This window comes from Brevibacillus sp. DP1.3A, assembly GCF_013284245.2.
GTDB lineage: Bacteria > Bacillota > Bacilli > Brevibacillales > Brevibacillaceae > Brevibacillus.
On record NZ_CP085876.1, the window covers coordinates 4,575,404 to 4,593,129 of the forward strand.

Genomic DNA, 17,726 nt, shown 5'->3' on the forward strand with positions numbered 1-17,726 from the left:
TTCCTTGTGGAATCAGCGTTTTGAGGTCAATCACTGGCACTCATAAGAGATTGCGCTGATGGTCGATACATGATAGAGTTAGCAGGAGCAATCCAGTGAGAGGAAGAGTCATTTCTTATGTGCGGAATCGTATCACTCTATAACAAGCGGCAAATGCCTGTTCAACAAGAAGCGATTAGTGCAATGACGGGTGTCATCCTGCACCGTGGTCCAGATGACGATGGTTTTCACCTTGAAGACAACATCGCCCTGGGCTTTCGTCGTTTAAGCATCATTGACGTGGAAGGCGGACATCAACCGCTGTTTAACGAAACACGTGACATCTGGATTATTGGTAACGGTGAAATCTACAATTACAAAGAGTTACAGCAATGGTTAAAGGACATCGGTCACGTTTTCCATACCGATTCTGATATTGAAACCATCCTCCACCTTTATGAAGAAGTAGGAACAGATGCACCTAAGCATTTGCGCGGGATGTTTGGCTTTACGATCTACGACTCCCGTAAAAAACGTCTGTTTGGGGCACGCGACCATTTTGGAATCAAGCCGCTCTACTATGTCGAGACGAATGATTCGATCGGGGTTGCCAGCGAGATTAAAAGCTTGCTGGAGATACCAGGATTCAAGCGCGAAGTGAATCCAACCGCTTTTTATCACTATTTGACGTTCCAATATGTACCTGATCCTGATACGATGTTTGCTGGTATTTACCGTATACCCCCTGCGCACTCGTTCGTGATTGAAAACGACCAGATCAAGCTGGAAAGGTACTGGGATGTAGAATTCAAGCCTGATGAAAGCAAACCGTTCTCTTATTTTGTTGAGGGTACGCGCAGTGTCATGCTCGAATCTGTCGACAAACACCGGATTAGCGAGGTTTCGCGTGGAGCCTTCTTGTCTAGTGGTGTTGACTCTAGCAGTATCGTTGGGATGTTGCGCACATTCGAGCCAGTCAAATCTTTTTCTGTCGGCTCAGATATTCCTGGTTACAGCGAGCTCGATTATGCAAAGCGAACCGCCGGATATTTGGGATCGGAGCATTTCGAGCGCGTGATAAACGCCAAACAGTACATGGATGAATTGCCGCGACTGATCTGGCATCAAGATGAACCGGTAGCGGACCCATCTGCCATCCTGCTCTATTTCGTAGCGCAGATGGCGAGTGAACACGTGACCGTTGTATTGTCCGGTGAAGGTGCAGATGAATTTTTTGGCGGATACAATATTTACAGAGAGCCAAATTCACTCAAAATGTTTTCCGGGATGCCTGGCTGGATGCGCCAATCCATCGGATACATGGCTGAACGCCTCCCTGATCAGGTAAAAGGGAAAAACTTCCTTATCCGCGGATCGAAAACGGTTGAGCAACGCTTTTTCGGAAACGCACTGATTTTCAGCGAAGAGATGAAAAAGCGTGTCGTCATGGAAGATATTACCCGTTCGGAAGCGTATGTATCTCCTTTCACCATTACAGAAGATATTTACAAACGTGCTTCCGAATATGACGATGTGACCAAGATGCAATACTTGGACATTCACACTTGGCTTAGAGGCAACATTTTGATGAAGGCCGACAAGATGACGATGGCCAATTCTTTGGAGCTGCGAGTGCCTTTCATTGATCTGAAGGTATTTGAATTCGCCGCTACCATTCCAACGAAGTACAAAATTGCCAACGGCACGACCAAGCACGTGCTTCGTGAAGCGATGAAAGACTTCTTACCACCTGAGATCCAAACGAGAAAGAAGCTGGGCTTCCCTGTTCCAACTCGTCATTGGCTCAAAAACGAATTTTACAAATGGGCAAAAGAGATCATTTTCGAATCCAAGGTGGATAATTTGATCAATAAGGCCTACGTGCTGTACATGCTCGATGAACACCGCGAAGGCAATGCGGATTACAGTCGCAAAATCTGGACGATCCTGGTCTTCATGCTGTGGCATCAAATCTTCATTGAGCAAAAGCAAAATTTTGAGCCTTATGTCAGCCCGAATGTAGACCTTCGCCGCAAAAAAAATTCGCTGCTGCATATCGGCTAACAGCGAGAACGCAATAAATAGATTTGCAGACCCTCTCTTACTTTTCGTAGCATCGTTGATAGAGAACAAGTTCACTCTATGAACGTATCGCTATGTGAAGGACGGGAGGGTTTTTTGTTATGGTGCTGGAGTGGTGGGAGCGTTATCGTCGTTTCATCTTGCTGACTGCGGCTGCTCTGTTTGTCGGTTGTAGCTATCTGCTCTATCAACGCGACCAATCGCATAAGACTGACGAACTACCGTTGCATGCTCCTGCTTATGCTGCATCGAATGTTGAAACAAAAGAACGGACAGATGATTCAACAACTGCTCAACCTGCCAAACCTGTAAAAACGACACCTGAAAAAGAGAAAGAAAAGGAATCACTCCCCACTCCTCTCTATGTCGATGTGAAAGGGCAAGTGAAAAGTCCCGGTTTATACCAATTCGAACCAGGTACCCGTGTCGCAAATGCCATCGAAAAAGCAGGAGGAGCATTACCTGATGCTGACCTTGTCCAGATCAATTTGGCAGCGCCGCTCACAGATGGAGCTGCTCTTGTCATCCCGGCTAAAGGGGCAGCCGCGCCAGTCTCCGCATCCATTGGCCTTGTACAATCTACTACCAGCGTATCCACCACTGGTGCCTCCTCAGGGATTAATCTCAACACGGCAACTGTCGAACAGCTCATGAGCCTTCCCGGGATTGGAGAAGCTCGTGCCAAGGCAATCGTGGATTACCGGTCAAAACAAGGACCATTTCGTTCAGCGGATGACCTGAAACAGATTGAGGGAATTGGCGAGAAGATGTTTGCACGGATAAAGGATCGGCTGTTGGTACAATGAGTGCTCAGCATCCGGTCATGATCATAGACACTCCTACATAGAATGGGAAAAGAATATCGGAGGGAGGTATGCCCATGAATAGAATTGGGTTCATTGGTACGGGCAGCATGGGCAGTATCTTGATTGAATCATTACTGTCAGCCAAGGCGCTGACTCCTGGTCATGTCATTATCAGCAACAGAACCCTTTCGAAGGCGCAGCAACTGGCAGAAAAACATCCCGGGCTCATTGTCGCGCACAGCAATGCCGATTTGGTCAAAGAAGCTACAACGATCGTGCTGTGCGTCAAGCCACTGGAATATAGCGTGATGCTCGAACAAATTGCTCCTGCCTTAACGCAAGACCACCTACTGATTACGATCACCAGTCCGATCAAGCTTGCGGATTTGGAGTCTCACGTTCCTTGTGCGGTTGCAAGAGTCGTTCCTTCTATAACAAATGCCGTCATGAGTGGTGTCAGCTTATGTGAATTCGGGTCACGAATCCAAGAGGAACAACGTCATTTTATACGAAGTCTGTTTGCCCACATTAGCTCCCCTATTGAGATTTCAGAGCCCTTTTTACGAATTACTTCTGACATTGTCAGTTGTGGGCCAGCGTTCATCAGCTATATTTTGCAGCAAATGATTCAAGAAGCTGTTGAAGAAACTGGCATTTCCGCAGAAGCTGCTACCTACATGACTACGCAAATGCTAATTGGGATCGCAGATCTTTTACGCGAAGAAGCGTTCACCCTCCCTACTCTGCAAAAGAGAGTCTGCGTGCCCGGAGGAATTACTGGGCAAGGACTAATTCCTTTGCAAGACGGTATTCCCGGTCTTTTCGCCCAAGTATTTCGTCGGACACAAGCGAAGTTTGCCGAGGACCAGGAACTGGTTGCACGAAATTTAAATAATCAGCCGCATTAGTGCAAGACGAAGAAGCGTTGATTTACGAAAAAAGGAGTGGATACCTGTCACTCACAGGCTCCACTCCTCTTCTCATTTCTTGCCGTCCTTTTCTTAACGAACGACGATATTCACCAGTTTGCCTGGAACAGCGATGACTTTGACGATCGTTTTTCCTTCGATCAGTTCTTTAATCATCTCGTTGTTTTTCGCCATCTCTTCCATCTGTTCTTTCGTCGAATCAGAAGCGATGAGCAGCTTTTCTTTGTTTTTGCCGTTAATTTGCAGGACGATTTCTACCTCGTCTTCAACCAGCTTCGCTTCGTCATGCGTAGGCCATGCTGCGTATGCCAGACTCTCGCTGTGGCCCAGTTTTTCCCACAGCTCTTCTCCCAAGTGCGGAGCGATTGGAGACAGCATTTTTACAAAGTCCTCCATGAATTTCTTCGGCAGAACTTCTGCTTTGTACGCTTCGTTTACGAATACCATCAACTGAGAGATACCTGTATTAAAACGCAGGCCCTCATAGTCTTCTGTTACTTTTTTCACCGTTTGATGGTACGCGCGCTCCATGCCAGCCACGTTGGAGGTTTCCACGATTTTTTCGTTCAGCTCACCGTTGTCACCCACAAACAAACGATATACGCGATCCAGGAAGCGGCGTGCGCCATCCAAGCCTTTTGTCGACCAAGCGATCGAAGCATCCAGTGGTCCCATGAACATTTCGTACATGCGCAGTGTGTCGGCACCATGGCTGGTGATGATATCGTCTGGGTTTACGACGTTGCCTTTGGACTTACTCATTTTCTCGTTGTTTTCACCCAGGATCATCCCTTGGTTAAACAGCTTTTGGAATGGTTCCTTGGTTGGTACGACACCAATATCGTACAGGAACTTGTGCCAGAAACGAGAGTACAGCAAGTGCAGTACCGCATGTTCTGCACCACCAATGTAAATGTCGATTGGCAGCCATTCTTTCAGTTTGTCTGGATCAGCCAATGCCTTGTCATTGTGTGGATCGATGAAGCGCAGGAAGTACCAGCAGCTACCCGCCCATTGTGGCATCGTGTTTGTCTCACGACGTGCGTTCATGCCTGTTTCCGGATCGACAGTGTTTACCCACTCCGCGATGTTTGCCAGTGGCGATTCACCTGTACCGGATGGTTTGATTTCTTTTGTTTTTGGCAACATGATTGGCAGTTCGGATTCTGGAACGACTTTCATCGTGCCGTCTTCCAGATGGAGAATCGGAATTGGCTCACCCCAGTAGCGTTGACGGCTGAACAGCCAGTCGCGCAGACGGTACGTTACCTTGCGATTTCCTTTGCCTTCCGCTTCCAGCCACTCGATCATTTTGCTGATAGCCTCTTCTTTGTTCAAACCATCGAGCATGCCGGAGTTGATGTGCTCTCCGTCGCCTGCATACGCTTCTTTGGAGATATCTCCACCAGCGATTACTTGCTTGATTGGCAGATCGAATGTTTTCGCGAACTCATAGTCACGTTCATCGTGCGCTGGTACCGCCATGATAGAGCCTGTTCCGTAGCTGATCAGCACATAATCTGCAATCCAGATTGGCAGACGCTCGCCGTTTACCGGGTTGATCGCATACGCTCCGGTAAATACTCCTGTCTTTTCTTTCGCCAGATCGGTACGCTCCAGATCGCTCTTGTGCTTCGCTTGATCCAGGTACGCTTCCACTGCTTCTTTTTGAGCTGGTACGGTAATTTGCTCAACCAGCTTGTGCTCAGGAGCCAGTACCGCATAGGTTGCCCCGTAGAGAGTGTCTGGACGAGTCGTAAAGACGGTAAAGGATTCGTCATGACCTTCGATTCCAAAGGTTACTTCTGCCCCTTCAGAACGACCGATCCAGTTGCGTTGCATTTCCTTGATACTTTCTGGCCAATCCAGTTCATCCAGGTCAGCGAGCAGTCTTTCCGCATACGCAGTAATTTTCAAGACCCATTGCTTCATTGGGCGGCGTTCTACCGGGTGTCCGCCACGCTCACTTTTTCCGTCAATGACTTCTTCGTTCGCCAAAACCGTTCCCAAAGCAGGGCACCAGTTTACAGCTACCTCGTCAATATAAGCCAAGCCGTGCTCATACAGCTTCGTAAAAATCCATTGTGTCCACTTGTAGTAATGCGGATCGGTCGTATTGATTTCGCGATCCCAGTCATAGGAAAATCCGAGTGACTTAATTTGGCGACGGAACGTGTTGATATTGTGCTCGGTAAATTCCGCCGGATCGTTTCCTGTATCGAGCGCGTATTGCTCCGCTGGCAAACCAAACGCATCCCAACCCATTGGATGGAGAACGTTATATCCTTGCATCCGCTTCATGCGGGATAATATATCAGTAGCCGTGTAGCCTTCCGGATGTCCTACGTGCAGGCCAGCTCCAGATGGATACGGGAACATGTCGAGTGCGTAAAACTTTTTCTTTCCCTCATCCTCGGAGGTTTTGAAGGTCTTGTTCTGCTCCCAATATTGCTGCCACTTCTTTTCGACATTTTGATGACTGAATACCATGGTAAAGCACTCCCATCTTAAAATAGGTGAAAACAAAGAAAACCTCACATCCCAGATCGCTTTTGCGAAAGGGACGAGAGGTTGTTTACATTCCCGCGGTACCACCCAGATTGGCAAATGCTAAGCATTCACCCACTTGTTTCATCCGTATCGGGGATAAGCCGCTCACCCTTACGCAGTCATTGCTTGAATGACCTTGGGGGCAAGTGCTGGGAGGTGAGTTCAGATAGATCCGGGTTGACTTGCACCATCCGTCAACTCTCTGTGAATGCTCGAATCCAATTCCTACTATTCCTCTTAAACGCGTCGAAATCTGTAGTTATAACGCCATTATAGTCAATCCGAACCAATCATGTCAAACTTTTCGGCTTGCGGGCTGAAAAAAATAGGCGCTCACTCGCTTCTTGTGGCGGCATATCCGAGTAATCAGCGGTGATGACAATGTCTGTAAAGCCGGCATCTGTCAGCCAGCGCATCAGTTGGACAGGCTGGTAAGCCCGTTGCCAATGCTCTTCTTCCATCCGCTCGTACAATCCGTTTGGCTGACGAATGAAAAACGTTAACTGATGCTCTACCTCCAGTCGCAGCGGGTCGCAAAAACATTGCCAAATGTACGAAACTTCATCTTCTACATGTGTGAACGTCTCGTCTCCGAAAATGTGCAGCATCTTGTACGGACTGTGCACATCAAACAGAAAGCTCCCACCAGGCGCGAGATGAGCGAAAACGCGCTTGAACGTTTCCTGCACATCCGCTTCCTCTGTAAGATAGCTCAATGAATCACACAAGGAGATGACCGCATCCGCTTCGGGCAAGGACAGCTCCCGCATATCCTGCTCCACCCACGCTACTTCTACTTGCTCCTGCCTCATTTTATCATAGGCGATCGCAAGCATTTCTGTTGAGAGATCCACTCCAGTAACACGGTATCCCCGCTTGGCGAGTGGGATCGCAATCGTGCCAGTCCCACAGCCAAGATCAATGACCCGCACAGGCTTCTCTCCCTTTGTCCAATGACGCTCGACCCAATCGAGCCACTGGTCATAAGGAGTATCCGCCATCAGCCTGTCATATACAGCGGCCATATGTGCGTATGCCATCTGTCCTTACCCTTGCGCGCTGAAGGAAACTTCCTCTGCGTCCTTCCACAGGCGCTCCAGGTTGTAAAACTCGCGATCTTCGCGATGGAAAACGTGAATAACGATATCGCCCAGATCAACCAGTACCCAGCGACCTTCATCCGCTCCCTCGATACCGCGGACATCATAGCCGTTTTTGTGGGCTTGATCACGGATTTCGCGAACAATTGCCTGTACTTGACGCTCGTTGTTTCCGTGGCAAATCATGAAATAGTCTGCGATCACGGACAGCTTTTTAATATCGAGCACCTTCAAGTTCTCTGCTTTCTTGTCCTCTACTGCCTTCACAACCAACTGTGCCAAATCTTCTACTGTTTTAACCACTAAAACCCTCCTTCTCTCCCTTTGCGGGAAACCAAATCGTTATATGCAGTCAATGTCAACGGGAAAACCGTCTTTTGCTTCTCTATCAAAAATTGAATCGTGCCTCCCAAGGCGAGTGCCAGGGCGGCATCCAAATCATGCATGGCTTTGGCGCGAATAAAATCAACACCAGGGTAAACCCGGTTTGGTTCTATATAGTCTGCCACACAGACTACTTTTTCTAACAGGGACATGCCAGCCCGACCCGTTGTATGGTAGCGAACAGCTTGTAAAATATCTGCATCCGTTACACCCAGATCAGTCTGGATCACAATAGCAGCTGCAAAGGCGTGCCACAGCTCTTTTTCCCCTTCCAAAAGCTCTGTAGGCATATCGTGGCGAACGAGAATCTCGAACATTTTTTCCACAGGCCAGCACTTACAGTAATCGTGCAACAGTCCAGCAAGCTCGGCTTTGTCAGGATCAGCCCCGAATCTCTCAGCCAACTCGCGAGCCGACGCAGCCACCCCTAGCGTGTGATTGTAGCGTTTTTCATGCATTTGTTGCCGTACGCGAACGAGAAGCTCTTCCCGATTATCCAAAAGTCTCATAGATTCGGTTCTCCTTTATATAGCGCTCCACGGCATCAGGTACAAGATAACGGATGCTTTTCCTGGTAGCTGCCTTCTCGCGAATCATCGTGGAGGAAATGTCCCAAGCAGGCATCTCCACAAATGTGACGTCCTCGCTCGATTTCAGGTCCAGTTCGGTTCCTGGCCTCGCTAGACCTATAAAGCGTACCATATGAATCAGCTCTTGGTACTGGTACCATTTGGGCAAGATTTTTACCATATCTCCTCCCATGATAAAGGAAAACCGGCAATCCGGGAACTGCCTGACGAGCTGAACCATCGTGTCATAGGTGTACGATGGACCTTCTCTTGCGAACTCTACATCTGTTACACGAAAGACCTCGTGATCAGACACGGCAATCTGAACCATTTGCAAGCGGTGATGCGCCAGCGTCAGACTCTCTCTCTTTTTGTGCGGTGGAACGTGTGTAGGCATAAACCAGACCTCATCCAGGCCCGCTTGCTCTCTGGCTTGTTCTGCCGCCAGCAAGTGCCCGCAATGTATCGGGTCAAACGTTCCTCCCATGATCCCTACTTGCTTGATTGGCTGTCTCATCGCATGTAGGTCACTTATGGCAGCTTGATCGTCTTGTTCTCCCGGGACTCTTTGTACAAGACAACCGTATGGCCAATCAATTGCACAAGCTCTGCTCCAGCACCTGCTGCCAGATCTTCTGCCACTTGATGTTTATCGTCATTATTGTTTTGCAAAATCGCTACCTTGATCAATTCACGTACTTCCAACGCTTCTTTGATCTGAGTGATCATGTTTTCGTTTACGCCGCCTTTTCCTACTTGGAAAATGGGGGTGAGATGATGTGCTTCTGCGCGCAAAAAGCGCTTTTGCTTGCCAGTCAACATCGGCAATGCCTCCTTTTACATCCTGCCAATCAGGTTGTTTTCTGTAATTGTTGCAAGACGACCTCACGCATAACCCCAGTTGGTGCTCGTTCGCCCGTCCACAGCTCGAAAGCTAGTGCACCTTGATTCACGAACATGCCGATTCCGGAATGAACAGTGGCACCGATGGCACGCGCTTCTTTGAGCAGACGCGTTTCGAGCGGGTTATAAATCAGATCGCTAACGGTTAAACCAGAATGAAGCCATTCTGCTGGCACAGGTGTCTCCTGTACGTTTGGCAGCATTCCGATCGATGTCGTATTGATCAACAGCGAAGAGTCTGCGATGGCAGCTGCCCCTTCGCCCTGTTCTACGATTTTCGTTGGTACAATCGTCCCGACATGCTCAGCCAATACTGCGGCTCTTTCCCGGGAACGATTGATGATGCGAATTTCCTTGACTCCTTGTTCAGCCAAGGTAAACGCCACTGCACGCGCAGCGCCTCCAGCCCCTACCATGGTTACCACTTGCTTTTCAAGAACAATTCCCGTCTCTTCCACAAGCGAACGAACATAGCCCATACCATCTGTGTTGTAGCCAATCAAGCGTCCATCACGAGAAACGACGGTATTGACAGCCCCGATTCGTTTGGCAAGCGGATCGATTTCATCCAGCATCGGCATGATAGCGACCTTGTGCGGGATCGTGACGTTAATCCCTTTCAAGCCTAAGGCGCGAATACCCGCGACTGCATCTTCCAGATTTTCCGGTTCAACATCGAACGCAGCATAGGCAAATCCCAACCCGGTCTCTGAAAAAGCTGTATTGTGCATCATCGGTGATTGCGAGTGGGAAACTGGATGTCCAAACAGGCCAACCAGTTTTGTTTTGCTTGTAATCATGGAGCTTTTCCTCCCCGGACGTCTCTCTATAGCATATGGCAAGGGGCAAGGCTAACTCGACTTTTCTTGCTTAAGCTAGATCAGCCCTTTGCGCATCCCAACACTTACGCCTTTAGGTGCATGCACGACAACACTCGCTTCGTGTTTTCCTTGGATGCTGACCCAGCCCAAACCGGAAATTACGATGTCAGTCGTCGTGGTGGACTTGTTGATTTTAAAGGTGTGCTTCACAAATGGTGGAAGTGCTTTCGCAGCTTCCTCTCCTGTTGGCGGTACCAGCAAGGTTCCGTGATGCTTCTCCATCACTTCATCCGCTTTTTCCAGCTTCGTCCGATGAATGTACAGGTCGTTATCCGCATAGACGATTAACGGCTGTCTCTCTCCGCGTACGAAGTCGATACGGGCTAAACCACCCAAAAAGAGTGATTGTCCATTATCGAGCTGATACACCTTGGAGTTGATCCGGCTGGTCGGGGTAATCTTTCTCAGATCAGTCGGGGATACCATATGTCCAATCTGGTCACGATTAATGATTCCCGGCGTATCAAAAATAGAGCGGCCATCCTCGAGCGGAATCTCGATTTTGTCCAGTGTCGTACCCGGGAATGGCGAAGTCGTAATCTCCAGCTCAGCCGCACCGTAGTCATGCAAGATGCGGTTGATCATGGTCGACTTTCCTACGTTTGTCACACCGACAATGTAAACATCTCGACCTTTGCGCAGCTCTCCAATGCGATTCAACAGTTCATCGATATGAAGTCCTTTTTGCGCGCTGATAAGTACGACATCCTCTGGGCGCAGTCCGCGTTCTTTTGCTTCGTGCTGCATCCAGTTGCGTACGCGGTTTAGATTGATATTTTTTGGCAGCAGATCAACCTTGTTACCTACGAGCAAGATCGGGTTTTTCCCGACAAAGCGCGGCAACCCTTTGAGCCAGGAGCCTTGGAAATCAAAAATATCGACAACCATCACAACAAGCGCCTGCGTAGAGCCGATGCCGTCCAAGATCTTAAGGAAGTCGTCATCGCCCATTCCTACGGGAGCAACTTCATTATAATGCTTGATGCGATAACAACGCTGGCAAATAATTACCTTTCTGCCAAGCGCGGATTCAGGTGCATAGCCAGGCTTTTTTGCATCTGCTGTCTGAATGGCAATCCCACATCCAGCACAAGAGCCATGCATTTGTTCCGTCATGCTTTTCTCCTCCACGAAACCATTCCTTTCCTCTCCATCCAAATAAGGGCCACACGCTCCATCTGACGATTAAAGCGCGTCCAAAAACCATCCGTCTGGGCCACAGGAACAACCAGGATCGTATGAAATCCTAATCGATTTCCTCCCAGCACATCGGTAAACAATTGATCGCCAATGACAACAGTCTCAGCGATGGTTACATTCATCTGCCGCACTGCCTGTAAGAAGGCACGGTTTGTCGGCTTTTTGGCCGCATAAATAAACCCGAGATTTAATGGGGCACAGAAGCGGTCTACACGCTCCTTGTTGTTGTTGGAGACAACAGTGACCTGTATGCCTACCTCATGCATGCGAGCAAGCCAGTTGATGACCTCCTCTGTTGCATGTGGCCTGTCCCATTCCACCAAGGTATTATCCAAGTCTGTAATCACCGCACGGATGTTATTTCGTTTCAATTGATCTATGTCAATGTGATGGATTGATTCGACGAACTGACTAGGCATCAGCTTCTCTAAAAACACGGGGCACCTCCAAATGATGTGAAGCAATCAACCGCGATTTCGGCACCTACTATACCATAATCGACCACTTGGTTGCAAAACAAAAAGCATGATCACTGCTTGCATTGTTCTGGCATCCTGTGTAGAATAGCGTTACCAAGAAAACTATTTTTGTTTTTGTAGTTTTCTATTACGTTGTTTTGGCTGGGGGTCGATTGCAATTAAAAACCGGATCATGAAAGGTTTTATTGAAGAGATTCGTGATAAAGGCATGAAATTTTCCATGGATGATTTGGCGAAGCGGCTCGGGATTAGCAAACGCACGTTATACGAGCACTTCTCATCTAAGGTAGAAATTCTGGAAACAATCATTCAGCAGTCCTTTGAAGAGGGCGATGAAAAAACACAGCAAATTCTCGCAGACGACAGTCTCTCTCTTATCGATAAAATCAAAGGCGTCATGATGGTTTTACCGACACACTATGAATTTTATGATTTGCGCATCCTCGAACAGATGAAGCGATATTATCCTGAGCAATATGCCCAAGTCGAGGCTTCTTTATCCGAGGATTGGCAGACGCTTCGCGTACTCATCGAACAGGGTATTCGAGAAGGACAAATCGTCAATATGAACGTTACACTCATGTTGAAGGTGATTGTCGATGCCCTCAATTCCACTCTTGATCTGCGTTTTTATACAAAAAACCAGATTACAGTCTCAGAGGCGCTTTCCGCCATTGTAGATGTCCTCTTGTTCGGATTGGTGCCGACGGAAAAAAGGTAACACATGACTCGTGGTCATTCCACTAACTTTGGAAGACCACGATATCGTTTTTGTAAGAAAACCAATAAAACAAAAATAGTTTTTATAGTTAAGAGGTGTTCCATTATGTCCATTTTTACACAAATGACCAAACAACAACGAATAGGACTTTTGTTTGTCATCCTGATCCTTTTTATCGACATGCTACTGTACAGCTTGTTGATTCCGATTGTTCCTTATTTTACCGAAAAGCTTGCGCCCTCCTCCACCATGATGGGCGTGCTGTTTAGTAGCTATGCGGTCGCGATGCTCATTGCCACCCCTATTTTCGGGCCGATATCCGATCGGATCGGCAGACGGACCATGCTTTTGATCGGCTTGCTCGGTCTCGCCGCCTCCACGTTATTGTTTGCTTTCTCTGAGACAATGGCCTTGTTGATTACCGCTCGTTTTGTTCAAGGTATTGCTGCTGCGGCTACATGGCCAACTGCCCTTGCCCTCTTGGCGGATTTGTTCCCATCCAAAATGCGCGGAGCTGTAATGGGAATTGCATTGACGGCGATTTCGACCGGTACATTGCTCGGAGCGCCGATTGGCGGATGGTTGTTTGAAATTAGTGACCATCGCATGCCTTTCCTGGCAGCAGCAGCCTTTACCGTGATCAATATTGTGCTGGTTTACTTGTTCTTGAAGGAAGACACGACGAGAACTGTCAGTGAAAAGCTTCATGTCGGTGGATTCATCCGAAATCCGCAAGTCATCTTTATCGCTGGAATCGTATTGTTGGCTGAGATTTCCCTTTGTTTGCTGGAACCGACGTTGCCCGTATTTTTTACAGAGAAACTCAGCATGACACCGACAACGATTGGTCTTTTGTTTGGGGTCATGACACTCGCCTACGGACTGATCGCCCCAGTTGCCGGCTCTCTTTCCAGCCGTATGAATCCGTATAAGCTCATGCTTGGCGGGATCATTACGCTGGCTGTGTTTCTGCCATTTTTGGCGTGGGCAGATTCCCTCTGGCAGGCAATGCTCGCAATGGCCTTGGTCGGGGCTAGTATTGGCTTTACCTTATCGCCAACCTTGGGTACGTTGGGGGCCATCATTGACCAAGGAGGAAGCGGTGCATACGGCACGGCATACTCTCTCTTTAATATGTTTCACGGAATCGGAATGGTTGCAGGCCCACTCGCAGGGGGAATTTTGACGGATTTACTGCCTGTATCCTCTGTCCTCCTGATCGTGGCAGCGTCCATCCTTGGTTTCGGCATTTTACTTTTTGTCCAATTAAAAGCAAGCAAATCAGCCCGTCTCAGCACCAATGAAAGCGAGATGAAATTTTGAGCTTGTCTATTCGTGAAATTACAAAAGAAAATTGGCGCCAAATTGCCTGTTTGACTGTAACGGAAGGCCAACATTCCTTCATCGAGAGCAACGCTTTTTCCATCGCCCAATCAGGTTTTGAACCGGAATGGATATCATGCGGTCTGTATGACAAGGATATCGCTGTCGGTTATGCCATGCATGGAATCGAAGTAGAGAATGGTCGAATTTGGCTGGATCGCTTTATGATTGATGCTCGCTATCAGGGTAAGGGGTACGCCAAAAAGTTTCTGCGCATGCTCGTTGATGAAATGCACAAACGCTACAGTTGTACGCGCATTTACTTGAGTATTCATCCTGAAAATGAGTTCGCTCGGACGCTGTATAAGTCGTTCGGCTTTACCTCAAACGGCGAAATGGATGGTCCGGAGGAAGTGATGGTCCTCAACCTGACAAATGAATAGAAAAGGCACCCCCTCTGTCGATACTGACGAAGGGGGTGCCTCTTTTTGTAGCTATCATTGGCTTTTACGTGCTTCCATCAGTCGCTTGACCTTCTCTGTCGGAGTCCAGCATTGGAATCGATAGTCCGGACGTGTCTCATAGGTTAGACGAGAACATCGATAGCTGACTCCTCCCGTACCTTTCTCCACGCGAAAATGAATACAGGTCGCACAGCAATGAAAGGCATTCTCTGTCTCCACCGTTCTCCCTCCCTTACTTCCCCAGCTTCCACGAAAACATAGAGAGCTGTTCGTACCGCTCTCCTTGTTGCTCGGCAAAATTCGAAAAGCCTACGCCCACCAATCGAACGCCTGCCGTGTAGTCAAAGGCGTCGAGCAAATCGTCCAACAACTCCTGCCAATTGGCTCCAGCCACAGCCTTGTGCTGCTTGGTCCGCTGGGTAAAGTCCGCGTACTTGATTTTTAGCGTTATCGTCTGGGGCTCGACCCCTTCCTCGCGGATGTCCTCTTCGACCTCACGCAAGAGGGAGGTGGCAATAGGAGCAATCGCATCCCTGTCAAACAAATCAAAGGGGAGTGTCGTTTCGCGGCTCGATGATTTCGGCGCGCGGTCCATTTCGATTTCGCGATTGTCTTCTCCCCTCGCCCGGTAATAGAGGGAACGACCGAACTTCCCAAATAATGTAGTGGCCTCATCGAGTGAAAGCCTCCAAAAATCCTCTACCGTCTCAATCCCCTTTTTCGCTAGCAGTTCTTGCGACTTTTTGCCGACTCCATGCAAGGTGCCAATTGGCAACGACCGCAGCACATCCAAAGCCTGCTCAGGTCGAATGATTACTAAGGCATCCGGCTTTTTCAAATCACTGGCAATCTTAGCCAACGACATATTGTAAGAAAGTCCGATGCTGCAAGTAAGTCCGGTCTCCCGTTTGATTCGCCTCTTAATATCGCGGGCGATGGGTACCGCATTCTCATAATGGGACACGTCTAAATAAGCCTCGTCTAGACCCACTGTTTGATAACGCTCTGTATAAGAAGTAAATATTTGTCTGACCTCAGCAGATTTTTCGATATAACGGCTATAGCGGACAGGCAAATAAAAGCCTTGCGGACATTTTTTCCTCGCCATGGCGACAGGCATTGCGGAGCGAACCCCGTATTTGCGCGCCTCGTAGCTGCACGTCGATACGACACCGCGATTGCCCGTTCCCCCGACAATGACCGGCTTCCCCCGCAATTCGGGGCGATCTAACTGCTCTACACTAGCGAAAAATGCGTCAATATCCAAGTGAAGAATTTTTTTCATAGGGATACCCACCAAACATACATTCTCATTTCTATTATCCCTGTTTTGTTCCATTGACGCAAGCGAGAACGTCCTAGACTTGGCTTTCGATTACCTGTAGCAGCTCTGATACTGGAGGATTCCCTTTTTTGGCGTAGATGATAGTTCCGTTTTTGCCTATGATGTACACGATGCGTTGCTGGAAAAACAGTCCGAGAACCTTGCCAACATCGTATGCTTTTCGAATCGATTCGTCTTCATCCACGATTAATGGAAATTCATAACGGAACTTATCAGCAAACGAGCGTTTCTTGTCAATGCCGCCTGGATTGACGCCAAAAACGACTGTGTTTGCTTGTTCGATTTTGGTGTAGTGATCCTGAACCGCACATAGCTGCTTCGTGCAAATCGGGGTATCATCTCCCGGATAGAAGATGAGGACGATATTTTCTTTGCCGATGTGATCCCTAAGATCAATGGTTCCTTTTGTGCTCGTCGCCGTAAAGACGGGAGCCAAGTCTCCAACCTTTAACATTTCACTCACCTCTATGCTTAGTTTACTGGGGCTACCGGAATTTCAAATTTCATTTTCCCATCCCGATACGTTCTGAACGGATCGTCCTCCTCCCCCATAATCCATACCTTTTCTTCCCATACATGTACGGTTTCAGCATATTGAAATTTTTGTCCATCGTGCTCAACTTCAAGCTTCATTTCAAGAAAGGCGGTATGCCCATCTTCGTATCTAATCTTTTTGATCTCATAATCTTTCAGTTTGTAATGATGAGCTTTTAAGAAAGCGATCTTTTTCATGTAAAATTCTTTCGCTTCCTGGTCACTTAACGTTGTGCCATCAGTTGGATGCTTACCCTCCGCAACATCATAAAGATAAAGGGTGTGGAATGCTTTTTCATAGTCTTCATCGATAAGCGCTTGATAATAGTTTGTGGTTATCATTTTCATTTCACGTTCAGCAAAAAACTCTGCGAAGAGGAACCGTGGAAAAACAAGTAGAAAAAGCAAAAAAACAACAATTATTTTCTTCAAAAACTCACCTCACGGAATCAATTCTCTTACGTGAAGTTCGATTCTGCCTATCATTTATCCTTGTTTCACCACGCTAACACTAATAGACCCCACGTGTCCGCTGCGATACGTGAGGCCCTACCATCACCTTCATGTTTTACGCCTGCTTTTGATCACCCTATAGTGGCCTCTTAGTTTGGTTGCAGTACTGCACCAGTCTGGTTGAAACGCCCTTTTTCACTAGATTAGGAAGCCCTCCTGCATGCAAAAAACCGCTCTGGGCAATCCCAGAACGGTTTCTCTCATTTCTATTCTAGTTAGTCGCTTGCAGCTTCAACTGCTTTACCCGAGCAACAAATGCCTCGGCAATCTTCAACATGTCGTCGTCGTGTGCCCACATCCGTTCTGGATGCCACTGTACGCCCACATGTAGCCCGTCGAGGCTTTCCATCGCCTCAATCACACCATCAGCCGCGCATCCTGTGACTTTGAAGCCCGGTGCTATGTCTTTGACTGCTTGGTGGTGAGAGGTGTTCACGAGCACCTCTGTCTTTCCAAGGGCATCCGCTACAAAGCCAGGTTGCAAAGTAATCTTGTGCGCCCCGTATTGCCGTGAACCCTTCTGCGCATGCTGTAATGCTCCTGGTACTTGGCTCGGGATATCTTGAATAAGGGTGCCGCCACACGCCACATTCAAAATTTGCATCCCGCGGCAAATGCCCAGGGTTGGCTTTTTCAGCTCCAGCGCAATCTTGATAATCTCAAGCTCTGTGATGTCTCTTTCGTAATTGATATCGCCCAGCCCTTGCAGCGGATCTTCGCCGTACAAATGCGGCGCAGGATCTTCACCGCCGGACAAAATCAAGCCGTCCAGCGATTCGATCATCTCACGAAACGGAGCTTCCTGAATCGTCAGCAATGGCAAGATCAGTGGAGTACCGCCACTGCGCGCAATTCCGTTCACATAGCCTGAACTTACATAGAAAAACTGGTCGAGATCGTTCTTCGGAAAATACATTTTCGTACATGCCACACCAATGATCGGACGCACGCCAGTCACTCCCTT

At 48.2% G+C, this 17,726-nt stretch carries 20 protein-coding genes; 6 read left to right on the forward strand and 14 right to left on the reverse strand.

Annotation, left to right across the window (positions count from 1 at the left end; all coding sequences use genetic code 11):
• The first annotated feature begins 117 nt into the window (after positions 1-117).
• From asnB to comER, 3 genes are all read left to right on the forward strand, one after another.
• Positions 118-2,043, forward strand: coding sequence for an asparagine synthase (glutamine-hydrolyzing) (asnB, locus tag HP399_RS20830; protein WP_173620653.1), 1,926 nt, complete (start codon positions 118-120; stop codon positions 2,041-2,043).
• A gap of 119 nt (positions 2,044-2,162) precedes the next feature.
• The gene (locus tag HP399_RS20835) at positions 2,163-2,867 is read left to right on the forward strand and encodes a ComEA family DNA-binding protein (protein ID WP_173620652.1); all 705 of its coding nucleotides are present in this window, start codon (positions 2,163-2,165) and stop codon (positions 2,865-2,867) included.
• A 74-nt stretch (positions 2,868-2,941) separates the two neighbouring features.
• Positions 2,942-3,775, forward strand: a complete 834-nt coding sequence (gene comER, locus HP399_RS20840; RefSeq protein WP_173620651.1) for a late competence protein ComER — start codon at positions 2,942-2,944, stop codon at positions 3,773-3,775.
• Positions 3,776-3,868: 93 nt separating this feature from the next.
• Here the strand turns inward: comER and leuS are convergent, their stop codons facing one another.
• From leuS to HP399_RS20885, 9 genes are all read right to left on the reverse strand, one after another.
• Positions 3,869-6,286, reverse strand: a complete 2,418-nt coding sequence (gene leuS / locus HP399_RS20845) for a leucine--tRNA ligase (RefSeq protein WP_173620650.1) — start codon at positions 6,284-6,286, stop codon at positions 3,869-3,871.
• Between the two features lie 350 nt (positions 6,287-6,636).
• Positions 6,637-7,386 carry a class I SAM-dependent DNA methyltransferase gene (locus HP399_RS20850; protein ID WP_173620649.1) on the reverse strand — a complete coding sequence of 250 codons (750 nt, stop codon included), beginning with the start codon at positions 7,384-7,386 and terminating at the stop codon, positions 6,637-6,639.
• 6 nt (positions 7,387-7,392) lie between these two features.
• Positions 7,393-7,749: a ribosome silencing factor gene (gene rsfS, locus HP399_RS20855; protein ID WP_007727773.1), complete on the reverse strand. Its 357-nt coding sequence runs from the start codon at positions 7,747-7,749 to the stop codon at positions 7,393-7,395.
• Positions 7,749-8,339 carry a bis(5'-nucleosyl)-tetraphosphatase (symmetrical) YqeK gene (yqeK, locus tag HP399_RS20860; RefSeq protein ID WP_007727774.1) on the reverse strand — a complete coding sequence of 197 codons (591 nt, stop codon included), beginning with the start codon at positions 8,337-8,339 and terminating at the stop codon, positions 7,749-7,751. Before yqeK ends, rsfS begins: the two co-directional genes overlap by 1 nt.
• The gene (locus HP399_RS20865; protein ID WP_173620648.1) at positions 8,323-8,916 is read right to left on the reverse strand and encodes a nicotinate-nucleotide adenylyltransferase; all 594 of its coding nucleotides are present in this window, start codon (positions 8,914-8,916) and stop codon (positions 8,323-8,325) included. The genes yqeK and HP399_RS20865 overlap by 17 nt, the downstream gene beginning before the upstream one ends.
• Positions 8,917-8,930: 14 nt before the next feature.
• Entirely contained in the window at positions 8,931-9,221 is a 291-nt protein-coding gene (gene yhbY / locus HP399_RS20870) for a ribosome assembly RNA-binding protein YhbY (RefSeq protein WP_007727776.1), read from the reverse strand.
• Positions 9,222-9,250: 29 nt separating this feature from the next.
• On the reverse strand, positions 9,251-10,102 hold the full coding sequence (locus HP399_RS20875) for a shikimate dehydrogenase (protein WP_173620647.1): 852 nt from the start codon (positions 10,100-10,102) through the stop codon (positions 9,251-9,253).
• A gap of 75 nt (positions 10,103-10,177) precedes the next feature.
• Complete coding sequence (gene yqeH, locus HP399_RS20880) at positions 10,178-11,299, reverse strand: ribosome biogenesis GTPase YqeH (protein ID WP_173620646.1); 1,122 nt, start codon at positions 11,297-11,299, stop codon at positions 10,178-10,180.
• On the reverse strand, positions 11,296-11,820 hold the full coding sequence (locus HP399_RS20885) for a YqeG family HAD IIIA-type phosphatase (RefSeq protein ID WP_173620645.1): 525 nt from the start codon (positions 11,818-11,820) through the stop codon (positions 11,296-11,298). The genes yqeH and HP399_RS20885 overlap by 4 nt, the downstream gene beginning before the upstream one ends.
• Before the next feature lie 214 nt (positions 11,821-12,034).
• Between HP399_RS20885 and HP399_RS20890 the strand changes: the two genes are divergently transcribed.
• From HP399_RS20890 to HP399_RS20900, 3 genes are all read left to right on the forward strand, one after another.
• Complete coding sequence (locus HP399_RS20890; RefSeq protein ID WP_173620644.1) at positions 12,035-12,583, forward strand: TetR/AcrR family transcriptional regulator; 549 nt, start codon at positions 12,035-12,037, stop codon at positions 12,581-12,583.
• Positions 12,584-12,688: 105 nt separating this feature from the next.
• Entirely contained in the window at positions 12,689-13,906 is a 1,218-nt protein-coding gene (locus HP399_RS20895) for an MFS transporter (RefSeq protein WP_173620643.1), read from the forward strand.
• Positions 13,903-14,349 carry a GNAT family N-acetyltransferase gene (locus HP399_RS20900; RefSeq protein ID WP_173620642.1) on the forward strand — a complete coding sequence of 149 codons (447 nt, stop codon included), beginning with the start codon at positions 13,903-13,905 and terminating at the stop codon, positions 14,347-14,349. The genes HP399_RS20895 and HP399_RS20900 overlap by 4 nt, the downstream gene beginning before the upstream one ends.
• A 54-nt stretch (positions 14,350-14,403) precedes the next feature.
• Here HP399_RS20900 and HP399_RS20905 read toward each other — a convergent pair whose 3' ends face one another.
• The 5 genes from HP399_RS20905 to HP399_RS20925 all read right to left on the reverse strand — a co-directional run bounded on the left by HP399_RS20905 (position 14,404) and on the right by HP399_RS20925 (position 17,711).
• Entirely contained in the window at positions 14,404-14,589 is a 186-nt protein-coding gene (locus HP399_RS20905) for a hypothetical protein (protein ID WP_007727789.1), read from the reverse strand.
• 13 nt (positions 14,590-14,602) lie between these two features.
• Positions 14,603-15,655 (reverse strand): DNA polymerase IV, encoded by a 1,053-nt coding sequence (locus HP399_RS20910; protein ID WP_173620641.1) that lies wholly within the window; start codon positions 15,653-15,655, stop codon positions 14,603-14,605.
• A gap of 73 nt (positions 15,656-15,728) precedes the next feature.
• On the reverse strand, positions 15,729-16,169 hold the full coding sequence (locus HP399_RS20915; RefSeq protein WP_173620640.1) for a peroxiredoxin: 441 nt from the start codon (positions 16,167-16,169) through the stop codon (positions 15,729-15,731).
• A gap of 17 nt (positions 16,170-16,186) precedes the next feature.
• Positions 16,187-16,681, reverse strand: coding sequence for a nuclear transport factor 2 family protein (locus HP399_RS20920; RefSeq protein WP_173620639.1), 495 nt, complete (start codon positions 16,679-16,681; stop codon positions 16,187-16,189).
• A 292-nt stretch (positions 16,682-16,973) separates the two neighbouring features.
• Complete coding sequence (locus HP399_RS20925; protein ID WP_173620638.1) at positions 16,974-17,711, reverse strand: gamma-glutamyl-gamma-aminobutyrate hydrolase family protein; 738 nt, start codon at positions 17,709-17,711, stop codon at positions 16,974-16,976.
• Positions 17,712-17,726: the final 15 nt, after the last annotated feature.